This is a genomic window from Thermodesulfovibrio sp. 3907-1M (genome assembly GCF_040450955.1).
Taxonomy (GTDB): Bacteria; Nitrospirota; Thermodesulfovibrionia; order Thermodesulfovibrionales; family Thermodesulfovibrionaceae; genus Thermodesulfovibrio; species Thermodesulfovibrio autotrophicus.
This window is the reverse complement of sequence record NZ_CP144373.1, coordinates 1,246,263-1,261,110: the sequence shown is the minus strand read 5'-3', so window position 1 is coordinate 1,261,110 and position 14,848 is coordinate 1,246,263. Positions and strand designations below refer to the sequence as shown.

Genomic DNA, 14,848 nt, shown 5'->3' with positions numbered 1-14,848 from the left:
AAATTTATGCTTGATAAAAAATACCTGCTTCCTCATGATGCTTTAAAACTTATACTCGCTCAAATCGTGCCAGGATGCCTTCCAGTAGAAATAATTCCAATTGAAAAAGCCTATGGTAGAGTTACCGCAGAAGATATAATCTCACCTGAGGATCTTCCAGGGTTTGAACGTTCCACTGTTGACGGCTTTGCTGTTAAAGCTTCTGATACATTCGGCGCAAAAGAAAGCTCTCCATCCTATCTCAATGTTAAAGGTGACATACCTATGGGAGCTATACCTAATTTTTCCCTATCAAAAGGAGAAACAGCATCTATTGCAACTGGAGGTATGCTTCCTGAAGGAGCTGATGCTGTTGTGATGATAGAGCACGTTAATGTGATATCAAAAGATTTGATTGAGGTATTAAAGGCTGTTTCTCCAGGTGAGAATGTCATATTTCGCGATGAGGATGCAAAAAAGGGAGAAGTTGTTATAAAAGCAGGACACAGGCTTAAGCCTCAGGATATAGGAGCTCTTGCTGGAGTTGGAATAACCGCTGTTAAAGTTTTTAAACAGCCTGTGGTTTCTATAATTCTTACAGGAGATGAGATAATTCCTCACACTGAAAAGGTTACTCCTGGAAAAGTAAGGGATGTAAACTCCTTTACTCTTGCAGGCTTAATTTATGAAAGTGGTGCTATTCCATTAAAAATGGGAATTATAAAGGATGAATACAACGCACTTAAAGAAACTGCTGAGAAAGCATATCAATTAAGTGATATTGTGCTTATTACAGGTGGAACCTCTGCTGGCGTGAAAGATTTAACTGCAAAAGTTATTGATGAGCTTGGCTGTCCAGGTGTGCTTTTTCATGGTGCTTCAATAAAGCCTGGGAAACCTGTTATTGGTGCAGCGTGCAATGGCAAACCTGTTTTTGGACTTCCGGGGCACCCTGTAGCTGTATATATTTGTTTTGAACTTTTTGTCAAACCAGTGATTCATCATATGCTTGCAGTAACAGATAAAAACTTTAAAAAACTCATAAAAGCAAAAATTTCAAGAAGTATTCACTCCCAGGCTGGTAGAGAAGATTTTATAAGAGTTTGTCTTGACAGTCGGGATGGTGAAATATGGGCAACTCCTCTGTTGAGTAAATCAGGACTTATAATGAGTCTTGTAAAAGCAGAGGGAATTGTTCACATACCTTCTCAATTACTGGGGTTGTCAGAAGGAGAAGAAGTTTTAGTTGAAATCATAGATTAATGCTGAGCAGCCCATTTTATCTGTTCTCTATAAGGAATCGACTTTTTCTTTAAGAGAGTCTCCATCTGCAACACTTCAGAGTATCCGCAGACATTGTCCCTCCACATCATCTTGTATTGCTGTCTTGCAAAAATTTTAAGAACAGTCTTTGGGAAAGGAACAAAAATAGCATTTTTACCCAGATTTTTTGCAAAGTCATGAACTATGTTCCTTAAAGTAACTTTTTCATCTCCACATAGTTCAAAAATAGCGTTACCATTGTAATCAATGGCATTGATGAAACATTCTGCAACATCTCTCACATCCACTGGCTGAAAGTAGTATTTGCCAATGTCAGGAAATATCAAAATTGGCAGTCTCTTTAAAACCGGTTTTAATTTTAAAAAAAGAAGTTGCTCAGGTCCCACAACAAAAGAAGGACGAAGAATTACAAAGGGAATTCCTGTTTTTATCAGTTCTTTTTCCGCCTTAAGCTTTGTAATATGGTAATTAGACGGAGCTTTTTCATCAACTCCCAAAGCACTCATGTGTATTATTTTCTCCACGGGAAAATCTTTTAAAGCTTCATAAAGAGCTTTTGAATACTGGTAATGCACTTTTTCAAATGTAGCTTTGCCTTTTTCCTGAATAATTCCAATAAGATGAATCACATATTGAGGGTTGATAATCTCTATGATTTTTCTCAGTTTTTCCCGATTAGTAAACTCATTAAGTTGATAGATTTTCGGTTTTTCACCAAAAAGAGCTTTTGCTTTTTCTGGATTTCTTACAATTAAGTGAACATCATAGCTTCTTTGTAAAGCAAGCTTTACAACATACCTTCCAATAAAACCTGTTCCGCCTGTAATAAGTAGTTTTTTCATAAGAATTAAGGAGGGCAGATGCCCTCCTGTTTTTTATTCAATCTGAAGCTTTCTTTCTTTTTTCTTTGCTTCTTCTGTCTTAGGAATTCTTATTTCAAGCACACCATTTTCAAATTTTGCCTTTGCTTTGTCAGTCTGAACATCCACAGGAAGCCTGAATGTTCTTGAGAATGAACCATAGGATCGCTCGTATCTGTAGTAGTCTTTCTTTTCTACTTTTTCTTCTTTCTTTTTCTCACCAGATATGGTGAGATAATCATCGGTAATTTTAACTTCAATGTCTTCTTTTTTTATACCGGGTAGCTCTGCCTTAACAACCAGCTCATCGCCTTCTTCATATATGTCCACTGCTGGAGACACAATCTCTTCTTCTCTTAGTCTCGGAACAAAGGACCTGAACAGGGAAAAGGGTCTCCTCATAAATTCATCAAAAAGACGATCAATCTCCTCAAAGGGAGAAAGGATTGAAGGTTCAACCCTTGCTACATCCTTTGTTTCTTTTCTTGTCATGGCTAACACCTCCTTTTAGGTGATATTGATATTTTTTAACTAAATATATCATTAAAACATTATTTTTGTCAAGAGATTTTATTAAATTATTTTATACAATTCATATCAAATCAAAATGATCCTGCCCTGACTTTTTTCTATAACTTCACCTACTGCAGTTGCCTGAATTCCATTTAAATTCAATTTTGCAGTTAAATCATCTGTTTTATCTGATGGTACAGAAATAAGTAGCCCTCCTGATGTTTGAGGATCGGAGAGAATATCAAGAGTTACTGGATCTGTTTGTCCTGTATCAACCAGTTTTGAACAATACTTTACATTTCTTCTTCCTCCTGCTGGAACAACTCCCATGCAAGCAAACTCATAAACTCTTGGTAAGAGTGGAACTTTATCCTTCCATATTTTTATAGTTACTTTGCTTGCCCTTGCCATTTCAAGAGCATGTCCAAGTAATCCAAATCCAGTTATGTCCGTACAGGCATGAACTCCAGTATTTATCATAACTTCTGAGGCTGTTTTATTGAGTAAAGTCATTGTTTGAGTAAGAATATTTGCTGTTTCAGGGTCAAGAAGTTTTCCTTTAAGGGCTGTTGAAAGAATACCGGTTCCAATAGGTTTTGTTAAAACTAAAATATCTCCAGGTTTTGAACCCCTGTTGGTAACAAATTTTTCAGGATGAACAATTCCAGTTACTGCAATTCCATATTTTATCTCAGGATCTTCAACACTGTGCCCACCAATCATAAAAGCTCCTGCTTCCTTTAGTTTGTCCGCTCCGCCTTTTAAAATTTCTCGTAGGATTGACTTATCCATCTCATTTACTGGAAAACAAACGATATTGAGAGCCAGAAGAGGCTTAGCTCCAACTGCATATATATCACTTAAGGCATTGGCTACTGCAATCTGTCCAAAATCATAGGGATCATCAACAATAGGAGTAAAGAAATCAACACTCTGGACCACTGCCATGTCTTCTTTTAAACGATAAATCCCTGCATCAGACCAGTCTTCAGAGCCAACCAGAATGTTGGGATCTTCTGGCAAAGGAATATGTTTTAGTATTTCTTCCAGGTCCCCTGGACCTATCTTTGCTGCTCAGCCAGCAGCTTTAACTTTTTCTGTGAGCATTTCAACACCTTTTGTTTTTTTTATTTTACCATAATCCGGGATGGTTTGCCATTTAATGTTATCATCTGCTAACATTAAATAATGAAGCTGTGGAAAGCTGTGGCGATTGTTTTTGCTGGCTATTTTTTGTTTTTTACACTTTACTTAACAATAGAACTTACAAAGCCAATAAATATCTCCGAGGATACAGAGGTTTATGTTCCTAAGGGTGCGAGTTTTTCCTCAATAGCCAGAATTTTTAAGGAAAAAGGTATTATCAGAAATGAAACGATTTTTATTATCATAGGAAGAATTTACGGAATTGAGAAAAAGGCAAGAGCTGGATATTATCTATTTACTAAAGAAATGACTGTGCTTGATGTTATTAAAAAGCTTCTTCAGGGAAAAATCACAGAGTATACTGTTACAGTGGTTGAAGGTGACAGTCTATACGAGATTGCTGACAAGCTTTCAAAAATTAATCCTGATTTTAAAGATCAACTATTTCAGCTGGCATATGACAAAGCATTTCTTCGCTCTTTAAAAATTGATGCGCCTTCGTTGGAAGGATATCTTTTCCCTGATACTTACAACATTCCGAAAGGACTGCAGCTTGAAGAGATTGTAAGACTGATGGTAAAGAGATTCTGGGATGTTTATGATTCAAAATTAATGGAAAGAACAAAGAAAATTGGATGGACAACAAATCAGGTAGTTACTCTTGCATCAATAATTGAAAAGGAAGCAAAGGTTGATGAAGAGAAGCCTTTAATTTCAGCAGTTTATCATAATAGATTGAAACTTGGAATGCCTCTTCAGGCAGATCCAACAGCAATTTATGGAATTAAAAGATATAAAGATGGAGTTACAAAAAAAGATCTTAAAAACAGAACTCCCTACAATACCTACTTAATAAAAGGGCTTCCTCCAGGACCGATTGCTTCACCAGGATTGAAATCAATTTTAGCTGCTCTGAATCCTGCCAGGGTGTCATATCTTTATTTTGTTTCCCGTGGAGACGGAACTCATGAATTTTCTTCTGATTACAAAACGCACATTTCAGCCATAAATCAAATAAGAGGAAACAGATTTGATTGAGAGGAAAAAAACAAGAAGAATATATGTTGGAGATGTCTCAATTGGAGATGGTGCTCCTGTTAGGGTACAGTCAATGACAAAAACAGATACCCGTGATGTGCAATCAACTGTAAAGGAGATAAGAAGACTTGAAAAGGCAGGCTGCGAAATAGTAAGAGTTGCAGTTCCTGATGAGACTGCTGCGAAAGCCTTGGGAGAAATAAAAAAGAGAATAAAAATTCCATTGATTGCAGACATACATTTTAACTACAAACTCGCGCTTGAGGCAATTGTTCAGGGAGTTGATGGATTAAGAATAAATCCGGGCAATATTGGAGCAAAATGGAAGGTTAAAGAAGTTGTCAGTGCTGCGAAGGACAGAAGAATACCAATAAGAATAGGAGTCAATGCAGGCTCTTTGCCAAAAGATTTAGTGGAAAAACACGGTCCTACCCCTCAGGCAATGGTTGAGGCAGCAGAAAGGCACATAGAGATTCTTGAAGAACTTGATTTTCATGATATTAAGGTTTCACTTAAAGCATCAGATGTTATGAAAACAGTTGAAGCTTACAGAGTTTTTAGCAGTAAATATGATTATCCTCTTCATGTGGGAATTACAGAGACAGGATCTGTTCCCGAAGGTGTTGTAAAGAGCTCTATTGGAATTGGACTTCTTCTTCTTGAAGGAATTGGCGACACAATAAGAGTCTCTCTCACAGATTCTTCGGTTTTTGAAGTTAATGTAGCCTATGAAATATTGAGAGTGGTGGGATTAAGAAATGTTGGAGTTGAGATAATTAGCTGTCCTACCTGTGGAAGATGTGAAGTAAATATTAAGAGAATGGTAAGGCAGGTAAAAAAAGCACTTAAAAATATAAAAGAGCCTATAAAAGTAGCTGTAATGGGATGCTCGGTGAATGGTCCTGGAGAGGCAAAAGAAGCAGACTTTGGAATAGCAGGTGGACGAGCTCAGGGAATAGTTTTTGCAAAAGGAAAAGTTATAAAAACTGTAAAAGAAACTGAGCTTGTTAAGGCTTTAATAGAGGAAATAAGGAAAGCAATTGCTTGATAAAAAAATATTTTTCAGGATAAAATTAAATATTAAACTTTTACGGAGGGAAGAATGAAGGAGAAAATTCACCCTGAATACAAAGAAGCAAAAGTTATATGTGCCTGTGGTGAAACTTTTGTTACCCGTTCAACAAAGCCTTTAATTAAAGTGGATATCTGCTCTAAGTGTCATCCTTTCTATACGGGTAAACAGAAAATTGTTGATACAGAGGGTAGAGTAGAGAAGTTCATGAAAAAATACAGTAAAAAGTAGATTCTAAAGAGTCTTTTAAGGGGTTAGAACTGAATCTTAGATTTTCTAACCCCTTTTTGTTTGCAATAAGGGAGAAATTCAGAGATGAATGATATTGCTATTGGCGGACAAGCTGTAATTGAGGGTGTGATGATGAAATCAAAAGAAGGATGGGCAGTAGCTGTAAGAAACCCTCAGGGAGAAATTGTTGTGAAATCGGAAAAATTTAAAAAACAGAACATTTTTTCAAAAATACCGATAATAAGAGGTTTCTTTATTCTTCTTGAAACTTTATGGCTTGGCATGAAGGCAATAGATTTTAGTAGCAGGATAGTGTTTAAAGAAGAAAAATCAAGTCCTTGGAGTCTTGCTTTATCACTACTTCTTGCATCTGTTATTGGAGTATTTCTTTTTATCCTTTTACCGTTGTATCTGACGAGATTGTCAGGCTATTTTATTGAGATGATATCAACAAATTCTTTTGTTTTTAATCTTATTGATGGTATTTTAAGGGTCTTTGTTTTTATATGCTATGTTCTTGCAGTAAGCATGTTCCCCATGATGAGAAGAATTTTTGCCTATCACGGTGCTGAACACAAAACAATAAATGCCTTTGAAGCTGGTGAAGCTCTGATTCCTGAAAATATCAAAAAATATTCAAGATTACATGTAAGATGTGGAACAAGCTTTATTTTTATCGTGCTTGTAATAAGTATCTTAGTATTTTCCATGATTCCTACTTCATGGAATTTCTTTTTAAAGGCTACATCAAGAGTGATACTTCTGCCATTAATAGCAGGTCTGTCTTACGAGATACTGAAAATTTCTGCCAGATGGCGTAATAATTTAATAGGCAAAACCCTTACATACCCTGGCTTGATTTTTCAAAAAATAACAACCCGTGAGCCAGATGAGGCACAGATAGAGGTTGCCTGTGAATCATTAAAGGTATTGCTAAATCTTTCCCACAAGGAGGTGAAAATCAATGCTTGAAAAATTAATGGAGGTGGAAAACAAATATGAGAGAATAACTTATGCACTTTCTGACCCAAAACTGCTTTCAAATAAAGATGAATATATGAAATACTCCAGAGAACAGGCAGAGCTTGAACCAATTGTTACAAAATTCAGAGAATACAAAAAAATTCTTACCCAAATACAGGAAGCTGAGGAGATAATCAAAAGTGGTGACTCTGATTTAAAAGAGCTTGCTGAAGAAGAGCTACAGAAACTAAAAAAAATAAAGCCGCAGATTGAACAGGAACTGAAAATCCTTCTTCTACCAAAAGACCCAAGAGATGAAAAAAATGTAATCCTTGAAATTAGAGCAGGTACAGGTGGTGAAGAAGCAGCACTTTTTGCAGCAGACCTTTTCAGAATGTATATGAAGTATGCTGAATCAAAGGGATGGAAAGTAGAAGTTATTGATAGTCATCCTACAGGATTGGGAGGTTTCAAGGAAATAATTGCCTCAATATCAGGTAAAGGAGCTTTTAGCAAACTGAAATACGAAAGCGGAGTGCATAGAGTTCAAAGAATTCCTGTAACAGAAGCCTCTGGAAGAATTCATACCTCTACTGCAACAGTAGCTGTGCTTCCTGAAGCAGAAGAGGTTGATATAAAAATTGATGAAAAAGACTTAAGAATTGACACCTTTTGCTCTTCAGGACCTGGAGGACAATCAGTAAATACAGCCTATTCAGCAGTAAGAATTGTTCACATTCCAACAGGCATAATTGTTCAATGTCAGGACGAGAGATCTCAGATTAAAAACAGAGAAAAAGCCATGAAGGTCCTGAGAGCCCGCTTGCTTGAGATGGAAAGGCAGAAAAAGGAAGCAGAAAGGGCAGCTGAAAGGAAAGGACAGGTTGGAACAGGTGAAAGAAGTGAAAGAATAAGAACTTATAATTTTCCCCAGAACAGGGTTACAGACCACAGAATAGGATTGACTCTTTATAAACTTGAACAGATCTTAAACGGAGAGATTGATGAAATAATTGATGCGCTGATTGCTTATTATCAGGCTGAAAAATTAAAAGAAATGTGAGAGCCCTTGAAAAAATAAGAAATCTCACCGATAAATTTTCTATTCATATCAAAGAAGCACTGGAAATTGTCTGTCATGTTTTAGAAATTGGAAAAACTCAACTTTATACTGAAAATCCAGAAATAACTCCAGATAAATCTCAGATCATTGAGAGTTTAATTGAAAGAAGGCTAAAAAAAGAACCTCTTCAGTACATTCTTGGAGAATGCTTTTTTTATAACATTAAAATAAAAGTGGGTCCTGGTGTTCTAATCCCAAGACCTGAAACAGAAATCCTTGTTGAAGAAGTTATAAAAAGGAAAAACCTGATTGCAAACACAGGACACAGAGTGCTTGATTTATGCACAGGTTCAGGATGTATTGCTCTGGCTATTGCTAAAAATATTCCAGACTTTCATGTTTTTGGTATTGATATTTCAAAAAAAGCAGTAATGTACGCTGTTGAAAATAAAGCTTTAAATAATATAAAAAATGCTGATTTTCTTGTGGGTAATTTATTTGAACCCTTCAGGGAAAAATTATTTTCCTGTATTACTGCAAACCCGCCTTATGTGAAGACAGAAGACATCTTTAAATTGCAGCCAGAGATTAAAGATTATGAGCCCTTTGAAGCATTGGATGGAGGAAAGGATGGACTCAGGTTTTACAGGGATATTATAAAAGAGGCAATGAGGTATCTTTTAAAAGATGGATTAATTTTTCTGGAAATTGGAGCTGGGCAGTCAGATGCAGTTTATGCTGAAGCATCAATGGAAGGTTTTGAAGTAGTTGATGTGGTAAAAGACCTTGCAGGAATTGAAAGAGTTATGATATTAAAAAATTGAGAGGTAAAATTTGAAAAAGAATAAAAAAATGCTTTTATTGTTTACTTTAGTTGTCTTAATCTCTGCTGCCTATGCTCAGGAATACATAATAAGCTCTGTTCCCTTTTTTCCTTCAGAGGATTTTCAATGCGGTCCAGCATCCTTGGCAATGGTCTTAAATTTCTGGGGTTTAAGAATTACTCCAGAAGAGATAGCAAAAGATATCTACAGCAAAACTGCTCGTGGAACAGCAGATTTTGATATGCTCATATTTGCAGAAAAAAAGGGATTTAAAGCCAGTCAGTACAGTGGAAATATTGAAGATATAAAGGAAAAAATAAAGGCTCAGAAACCTTTAATAGTTATGACTGATGAGGGTTTTTGGTTTTATAAAAAGTATCATTATATGGTGATTGTTGGATTTGATAAACATAGTATCATAGTAAACTCCGGGACAGAACAATACAAAAGAATAGATTTTGAAAGCTTTGCAAAAAAATGGAAAAAGACAGACTTCTGGACACTTTTAATAGAGAAATAGGGAGGGGGTATGACAAAGGTCTTAGCAATAGTTCTTGCAGGAGGAAAGGGAGAAAGACTTTTTCCTTTAACATCTTTCAGATCAAAGCCTTCTGTTCCCTTTGGTGCAAGATATAGAATTGTTGATTTTGTTTTAAGCAATCTTGTCAATTCCCATATTTATTCAATCTATCTTCTTGTTCAGTATAAATCTCAATCACTTATTGAACACATCAGACAGAACTGGTTTTTTTCTTCTGTTGGACGAGATCACTTTGTTACAGTTGTTCCGCCTCAGATGCGAATGGGACCTGAATGGTTTCAGGGAACAGCTGATGCAGTTTTTCAGAATATGGGATTAATCAAAGAACATAAGCCAGATATTGTTCTGATTTTCGGTGCTGACCACATTTACAGAATGGACATAAGACAGATGATAAAATTTCATGTTGAAAACAATGCTCAGGTTACCGTAGCTGCAAGACCTGTCCCTTTAAAACAGGCTTCAGCATTTGGAGTAATTGTTTCAGATTCAGAGCAGAGAATTACAGGATTTCAGGAAAAACCCAAACAGCCTCAACCAATGCCTGACAATCCTGAGATGGCTTATGTTTCAATGGGGAATTATATCTTTAATAGTGATATTTTAATTGATGCTTTAATCCGTGCTGAAAAGAAAAAACAGCATGATTTTGGTGCCCATGTTATACCTGATCTTGTTGAAAGAGGCGCAAGGGTTTATGCCTATGATTTTGCTAAAAATGAGGTCCCCGGTATAAAATCCTATGAAGAACCTGGTTACTGGAGAGATGTGGGAACAATAAAAACATATTTTGATGCCCATATGGATATGCTTGGAGAGAAACCTGTTTTTGAAATCTACAATAAGATGTGGCCTATCTATCCTGCAAGATATGAAGGACCACCTGTAAAAATTCTTGATGGAGAGATAAAAAATAGCGTTATTGCTGATGGAGCATTAATCTATGGCGGGAAAATAGAAAACTCCTTTATAAGAAGTGGTTGCATAATAGAAAAAGGAGCAGAGGTAAGGGATTCTCTTATTATGGATGATGTTATTGTAAAAAGAAATAGCAAACTTTACAGGGTCATAGTGGATAAAAAAAATGTGGTTTATGAAGGAGAACAGATCGGTTTTTCACCAGAAAGGGATCGTTTTCGCTGTCATATAGACTCATCAGGAATATGCATTATTCCAAGAGCAGCACGATATAATGACTGGATTAAAGAATTTAGCAATGTTTAGAAATTGTTTAATTCTTATTTTTTTATTCATCTTTTGTCTTTCAACACCTGCTCACACTCAGGATAAAAAAAAGATTTTAATTCTTAACTCTTACCATCAGGGATTAAGCTGGACAGACAACATAGTGAAAGGGATTCAAGAATCACTGAAGCCTATGGAGAATTATGTTGATTACTATATTGAATACATGGATACCAAGCGTTTTTATAATGAAAAATACTTTGAGAAAATTTTTAATCTTCTTGAACAAAAATACCGTGGAGTTAAATTTGATTTGATAATTGTTTCAGATAATGATGCTCTTTTATTCACCATGAAACATTATCACAGATTGTTTAATGGAGTTCCTGTGGTTTTCTGTGGAATCAATAATTTCAGGGATAGTATGATAGAAAAGTACAGAAAATGGTTTACTGGAGTTGCCGAAGAAACAGATATTGAAGGAACAATTGACATAGCACTTAAGCTTCATCCTGATACCAGGAGGGTCTACATTATCAATGATATTACAACAACTGGACTGGCGATGAAAAAGGGACTTCTTGAGATATTCCCGAAATTTGCCAGTAAAGTTACTTTCATTATGCTTGAAAATCCTGATATGAAGGAGCTTCAGAGAGAAGTTGAGAAAATTCCACCAAAAAGTATCATACTTCTCTTACTCGTAAATAGGGACAGAACAGGTAATTTCTTTGCCTATGAGGAGAGTCTTGACTTACTCTATCCCCACACTAATGCTCCCATATACAGTGTATGGGATTTTTATCTTGGCAGAGGAATTGTTGGTGGTAAACTAACAAGTGCATATTTACAGGGCAAAAAGGCTGGTGAACTGGCATTGAGAATTTTGAATGGCAAATCTCCCTCAGAAATTCCAGTTATTAAAGAAAGCCCAAATGAATTCATGTTTGATTATAATGAACTCAAGAGATTTCATGTTTCTTTAAATAAACTTCCCAAAGAAAGCAGAGTTATAAATCTTCCTGAAAGCTTCTGGATAAAATACCGAAAAACATTGATAGGAATTACTTTAATTTTTATTGGATTATCTCTTGTAATAATTGTTCTTTCAATAAATATTTCAAAAAGAAAAAAAGTTGAAAAAGAGTTGAGAATATCAGAAGAAAAATACAGAGACCTCTATGATAATGCTCCTGATATGTATCACTCTGTTGATAAAAATGGAATTATTATTGAATGTAATGAAACAGAGGCAAAAATGCTGGGATACAAAAAAGAAGAAATAATTGGTAAACCAGTAACATATTTTATGACAGAAGAATCAAGAAAAGCACAGGAGGAATTTTTCTCTAACATAGGAAAATACAGTTTTATTCAAGTTGAGAGAGACTTTGTCAGAAAGGATGGCTCAGTTTTTACTGCGGCTTTAAATGTTTATGTTGAGGTGGATGAAAAGGGAAATTTTGTTAAAACAAAAACAATAGGAAGAGACATTACGTACAGAAAAAAAATTGAGGAAGAACTCAGGAAATCAAAAGAAGCTCTTAGAAAGCTTTCCGTATATTTACAGAATGTGAGAGAAAAAGAAAGAAAGGAAATTGCCAGGGAAATTCATGATGAAATGGGACAGTCTCTCACTGCATTAAAACTGTCGCTATCATGGATTAGAAAAAGGATTGAAGATAAAATTTTACAAGAAAAATTTGATGAAACATTAAGTATAGTAAATGCTCTGATAAGACAGGTTCAGAATATATCAAACAGACTTCGTCCTTCTTTAATTGACCATTTAACCTTGGAGGATGCTATAGTGTGGCAGGTCAAGGAATTTGAGAGAAATACTTCAGTGCCGTGCAGTGTTGAGATTTTAGAGGACAGCGTGAAACTATCAAGAAACATATCTTTAAACATTTTCAGAATATTTCAGGAAGCACTTACAAATATTGCAAGACATGCCAATGCAACACTTGTCAATATTAAAATGTTTCGGTCAAATGGAAGTATTGTGCTAATAATTAAAGACAATGGAGTAGGAATATCAGAAGAAAAAATTAAAAGTCCTGAATCATTTGGTTTAATGGCAATGAGAGAAAGGGCTTACTCAATAAATGCAACCTTTGACATACGAAGGAGCTCAGAGGGAGGAACTGAGTTAATTCTCTCAGTTCCTTTAAAAGACAATGAATAAAAAACTGAGAGTTTTAATCGTTGATGACCATACTCTATTCAGAAAAGGTTTAAAAGAGATTCTTCTTGATACTCCTTATATTAAAGAATGCAAAGAAGCTAAAACTGGTTACGAAGCCATTGATATTCTTTCAAAAGAAAGTTTTGATATAGTATTTCTTGATATAGCAATGCCTGATATGGATGGAATACAGACCCTGAAAAAAATTAGAACTGAGTATCCTGAAACAAAAATCCTTATGCTAAGTATGTATCCTGAAGAGCAGTATGCCATAAGATCATTAAAATTTGGAGCTTCAGGTTACTTAACAAAATCAGCTGACCCTGAAGAACTACTAAAAGCTATCAATAAGATAGTGAAGGGTGGGAAGTATGTACCACAGGCTTTTTCAGAAAAGTTGATTCATTACATTGATAAATCCAGGGAAATTCCACCACATGAAAAGTTATCAGAAAGAGAATTTCAGGTTTTTCTTATGATAGCAAGAGGCAAAAGTCTCATTGAGATTGCCAGAGAACTTTCCATAAGCATTAAAACTGTAAGCACATACAGAGCAAGAATTCTTGAAAAACTTGGATGTGAAAACAATGCTGAAATTATAAATTATGCTATTAAGCATGGTCTGATAGTTTAGTGACCATAAAAAAACCAGCAACTACCAGAATAAATAAACTGATTATAAAACTCTGCCATCCAAAATTTTTATATACAATTCCTGGTAAATAAGAGCCAAGAACACCACCTGAATAATAAAAAGCTATATATGCTCCATTTACAAGGCTTTTTTGCATTGTTGTGATTTTATTTAAATAACCAGAGGCTACTGAATGAATAAGAAACATGCCTGAGCAAAAACCAAACATTGTGATAAATATCAGAGATATGTCTGGTATGCTCATTATTAAAAGGAAAAAACCATAGGCAGCAAAACCAGCAAGCATTGTTTTTTTCTCGTTTCCGATTAATTTTATGATTTTCGTTGCAATAAAGGAAATAAAAACACCAGTAATATACCCTGAATAGATAAACCCTATGAGCATTTCACTGGCTTCTTTGTTGATGCTTTTTATTCTGAAAGGTAGAAAGTTTGTTATTCCTGAAAAAACAAAAAAAAGACAGAAAACTGCAGTGTAAATATAAAAGTTTCTTTTATCAAAAATAATAGATTTAAACTTTTTGAAACTGAAATAATTTTTTTGTTCTATTTTTGGCAACTTTAAATCTTCCATAAGATAATAAACTATAGGAAGTACAAGAAGAAGACTTATTGACATGATCTGAAAACAGGTTCTCCATCCAAAGTAATTGGCTATCATGCTACCAAAAACTCTTCCAGAAAGCCCTCCAATTATCGTAAAAGCAATGTAATAGGACATGAAAACAGGAACTCGTTCCTTGACTGATTTTAATGAAATATACGTTGTATTTGAAGTAAGAATTGCAGAGATTAAAAAACCCTCTATAAACCTGAGAAGTATAACGAGATAAACATTTTCTGCCATAGATATTGAAAATACAACAAAAGAGTGCACTGTAGCTGCAAGAAGAATCATTCCTTTTGGCGGTAAAAAATTAAGTAAAATTCCTGAAATAACTGGAATTACTGTAAGAGGGATAAATGTGGCACTCATAATAAGAGATACTGTATCCATTTCCACTTTAAAGGAATTTCCAAGTAAAGGCAGAAGGGGCTGAGGCATGTGTAATGCTGAAATTGTAAGTATTGTAGTATAGATTATAGCAAGAAAATCCTTAATCGGCATGTATCAGAGCTCTTTTACATTATTTATTTTTATTAAGGCTCTTTTAAAATACACAAATTTCTGAAAATCATAAACCGTTAGCTCCCTAATTTTCAATTACATCCTCTTTTACAAAGGAGGAGATGCTGCTGTCGCCTCAGAATGACACTCTCTGCTGTCTCCTGAGCACCAATCGGCATACACCTTACAGCAACTCAA

15 protein-coding genes are annotated in these 14,848 nt (G+C 35.1%); 11 read left to right on the top strand and 4 right to left on the bottom strand.

The window, feature by feature from the left end; genetic code table 11:
• The first annotated feature begins 6 nt into the window (after window positions 1–6).
• Window positions 7–1,242: a gephyrin-like molybdotransferase Glp gene (gene glp / locus V4D30_RS06550; protein ID WP_353683522.1), complete on the top strand. Its 1,236-nt coding sequence runs from the start codon at window positions 7–9 to the stop codon at window positions 1,240–1,242.
• Here the strand turns inward: glp and V4D30_RS06545 are convergent.
• The 3 genes from V4D30_RS06545 to selD form a co-directional block, all read right to left on the bottom strand.
• The gene (locus V4D30_RS06545; RefSeq protein WP_353683521.1) at window positions 1,239–2,105 is read right to left on the bottom strand and encodes an NAD-dependent epimerase/dehydratase family protein; all 867 of its coding nucleotides are present in this window, start codon (window positions 2,103–2,105) and stop codon (window positions 1,239–1,241) included. The genes glp and V4D30_RS06545 overlap by 4 nt on opposite strands.
• A 33-nt stretch (window positions 2,106–2,138) precedes the next feature.
• Window positions 2,139–2,615: an Hsp20/alpha crystallin family protein gene (locus V4D30_RS06540; RefSeq protein ID WP_353683520.1), complete on the bottom strand. Its 477-nt coding sequence runs from the start codon at window positions 2,613–2,615 to the stop codon at window positions 2,139–2,141.
• Window positions 2,616–2,720: 105 nt separating this feature from the next.
• Window positions 2,721–3,743 carry a selenide, water dikinase SelD gene (selD, locus tag V4D30_RS06535; RefSeq protein WP_353685161.1) on the bottom strand — a complete coding sequence of 341 codons (1,023 nt, stop codon included), beginning with the start codon at window positions 3,741–3,743 and terminating at the stop codon, window positions 2,721–2,723.
• A gap of 81 nt (window positions 3,744–3,824) precedes the next feature.
• Between selD and mltG the strand changes: the two genes are divergently transcribed.
• From mltG to V4D30_RS06485, 10 genes are all read left to right on the top strand, one after another.
• Window positions 3,825–4,820 carry an endolytic transglycosylase MltG gene (mltG, locus tag V4D30_RS06530; protein ID WP_353683519.1) on the top strand — a complete coding sequence of 332 codons (996 nt, stop codon included), beginning with the start codon at window positions 3,825–3,827 and terminating at the stop codon, window positions 4,818–4,820.
• Entirely contained in the window at window positions 4,813–5,868 is a 1,056-nt protein-coding gene (gene ispG / locus V4D30_RS06525; RefSeq protein WP_353683518.1) for a flavodoxin-dependent (E)-4-hydroxy-3-methylbut-2-enyl-diphosphate synthase, read from the top strand. Before mltG ends, ispG begins: the two co-directional genes overlap by 8 nt.
• Before the next feature lie 54 nt (window positions 5,869–5,922).
• On the top strand, window positions 5,923–6,123 hold the full coding sequence (rpmE, locus tag V4D30_RS06520; RefSeq protein WP_353683517.1) for a 50S ribosomal protein L31: 201 nt from the start codon (window positions 5,923–5,925) through the stop codon (window positions 6,121–6,123).
• Window positions 6,124–6,207: 84 nt separating this feature from the next.
• Window positions 6,208–7,095, top strand: a complete 888-nt coding sequence (locus tag V4D30_RS06515) for a DUF1385 domain-containing protein (protein WP_353683516.1) — start codon at window positions 6,208–6,210, stop codon at window positions 7,093–7,095.
• Complete coding sequence (gene prfA, locus V4D30_RS06510; protein ID WP_353683515.1) at window positions 7,088–8,149, top strand: peptide chain release factor 1; 1,062 nt, start codon at window positions 7,088–7,090, stop codon at window positions 8,147–8,149. The genes V4D30_RS06515 and prfA overlap by 8 nt, the downstream gene beginning before the upstream one ends.
• Window positions 8,146–8,973: a peptide chain release factor N(5)-glutamine methyltransferase gene (gene prmC / locus V4D30_RS06505; RefSeq protein WP_353683514.1), complete on the top strand. Its 828-nt coding sequence runs from the start codon at window positions 8,146–8,148 to the stop codon at window positions 8,971–8,973. Before prfA ends, prmC begins: the two co-directional genes overlap by 4 nt.
• 10 nt (window positions 8,974–8,983) lie before the next feature.
• A complete protein-coding gene (locus V4D30_RS06500) occupies window positions 8,984–9,493 on the top strand; it encodes a C39 family peptidase (RefSeq protein ID WP_353683513.1) in 510 nt (169 codons plus the stop codon).
• A gap of 9 nt (window positions 9,494–9,502) precedes the next feature.
• Window positions 9,503–10,738 (top strand): glucose-1-phosphate adenylyltransferase, encoded by a 1,236-nt coding sequence (gene glgC, locus V4D30_RS06495; protein ID WP_353683512.1) that lies wholly within the window; start codon window positions 9,503–9,505, stop codon window positions 10,736–10,738.
• Complete coding sequence (locus V4D30_RS06490; RefSeq protein WP_353683511.1) at window positions 10,731–12,887, top strand: ABC transporter substrate binding protein; 2,157 nt, start codon at window positions 10,731–10,733, stop codon at window positions 12,885–12,887. The genes glgC and V4D30_RS06490 overlap by 8 nt, the downstream gene beginning before the upstream one ends.
• Window positions 12,880–13,521 (top strand): response regulator transcription factor, encoded by a 642-nt coding sequence (locus tag V4D30_RS06485; RefSeq protein WP_353683510.1) that lies wholly within the window; start codon window positions 12,880–12,882, stop codon window positions 13,519–13,521. Before V4D30_RS06490 ends, V4D30_RS06485 begins: the two co-directional genes overlap by 8 nt.
• Here V4D30_RS06485 and V4D30_RS06480 read toward each other — a convergent pair.
• Window positions 13,499–14,650, bottom strand: a complete 1,152-nt coding sequence (locus V4D30_RS06480) for an MFS transporter (protein ID WP_353683509.1) — start codon at window positions 14,648–14,650, stop codon at window positions 13,499–13,501. The genes V4D30_RS06485 and V4D30_RS06480 overlap by 23 nt on opposite strands.
• Window positions 14,651–14,848: the final 198 nt, after the last annotated feature.

Bases quoted from the DNA above. Each gene is read 5' to 3' on its own strand.
- glp (WP_353683522.1), top strand. From the start codon at position 7: ATGCTTGATAAAAAATACCTGCTTCCTCATGATGCTTTAAAACTTATA.
- V4D30_RS06545 (WP_353683521.1), bottom strand. From the start codon at position 2,105: ATGAAAAAACTACTTATTACAGGCGGAACAGGTTTTATTGGAAGGTAT.
- V4D30_RS06540 (WP_353683520.1), bottom strand. From the start codon at position 2,615: ATGACAAGAAAAGAAACAAAGGATGTAGCAAGGGTTGAACCTTCAATC.
- mltG (WP_353683519.1), top strand. From the start codon at position 3,825: ATGAAGCTGTGGAAAGCTGTGGCGATTGTTTTTGCTGGCTATTTTTTG.
- rpmE (WP_353683517.1), top strand. From the start codon at position 5,923: ATGAAGGAGAAAATTCACCCTGAATACAAAGAAGCAAAAGTTATATGT.
- V4D30_RS06515 (WP_353683516.1), top strand. From the start codon at position 6,208: ATGAATGATATTGCTATTGGCGGACAAGCTGTAATTGAGGGTGTGATG.
- prfA (WP_353683515.1), top strand. From the start codon at position 7,088: ATGCTTGAAAAATTAATGGAGGTGGAAAACAAATATGAGAGAATAACT.
- glgC (WP_353683512.1), top strand. From the start codon at position 9,503: ATGACAAAGGTCTTAGCAATAGTTCTTGCAGGAGGAAAGGGAGAAAGA.
- V4D30_RS06490 (WP_353683511.1), top strand. From the start codon at position 10,731: ATGTTTAGAAATTGTTTAATTCTTATTTTTTTATTCATCTTTTGTCTT.
- V4D30_RS06485 (WP_353683510.1), top strand. From the start codon at position 12,880: ATGAATAAAAAACTGAGAGTTTTAATCGTTGATGACCATACTCTATTC.
- V4D30_RS06480 (WP_353683509.1), bottom strand. From the start codon at position 14,650: ATGCCGATTAAGGATTTTCTTGCTATAATCTATACTACAATACTTACA.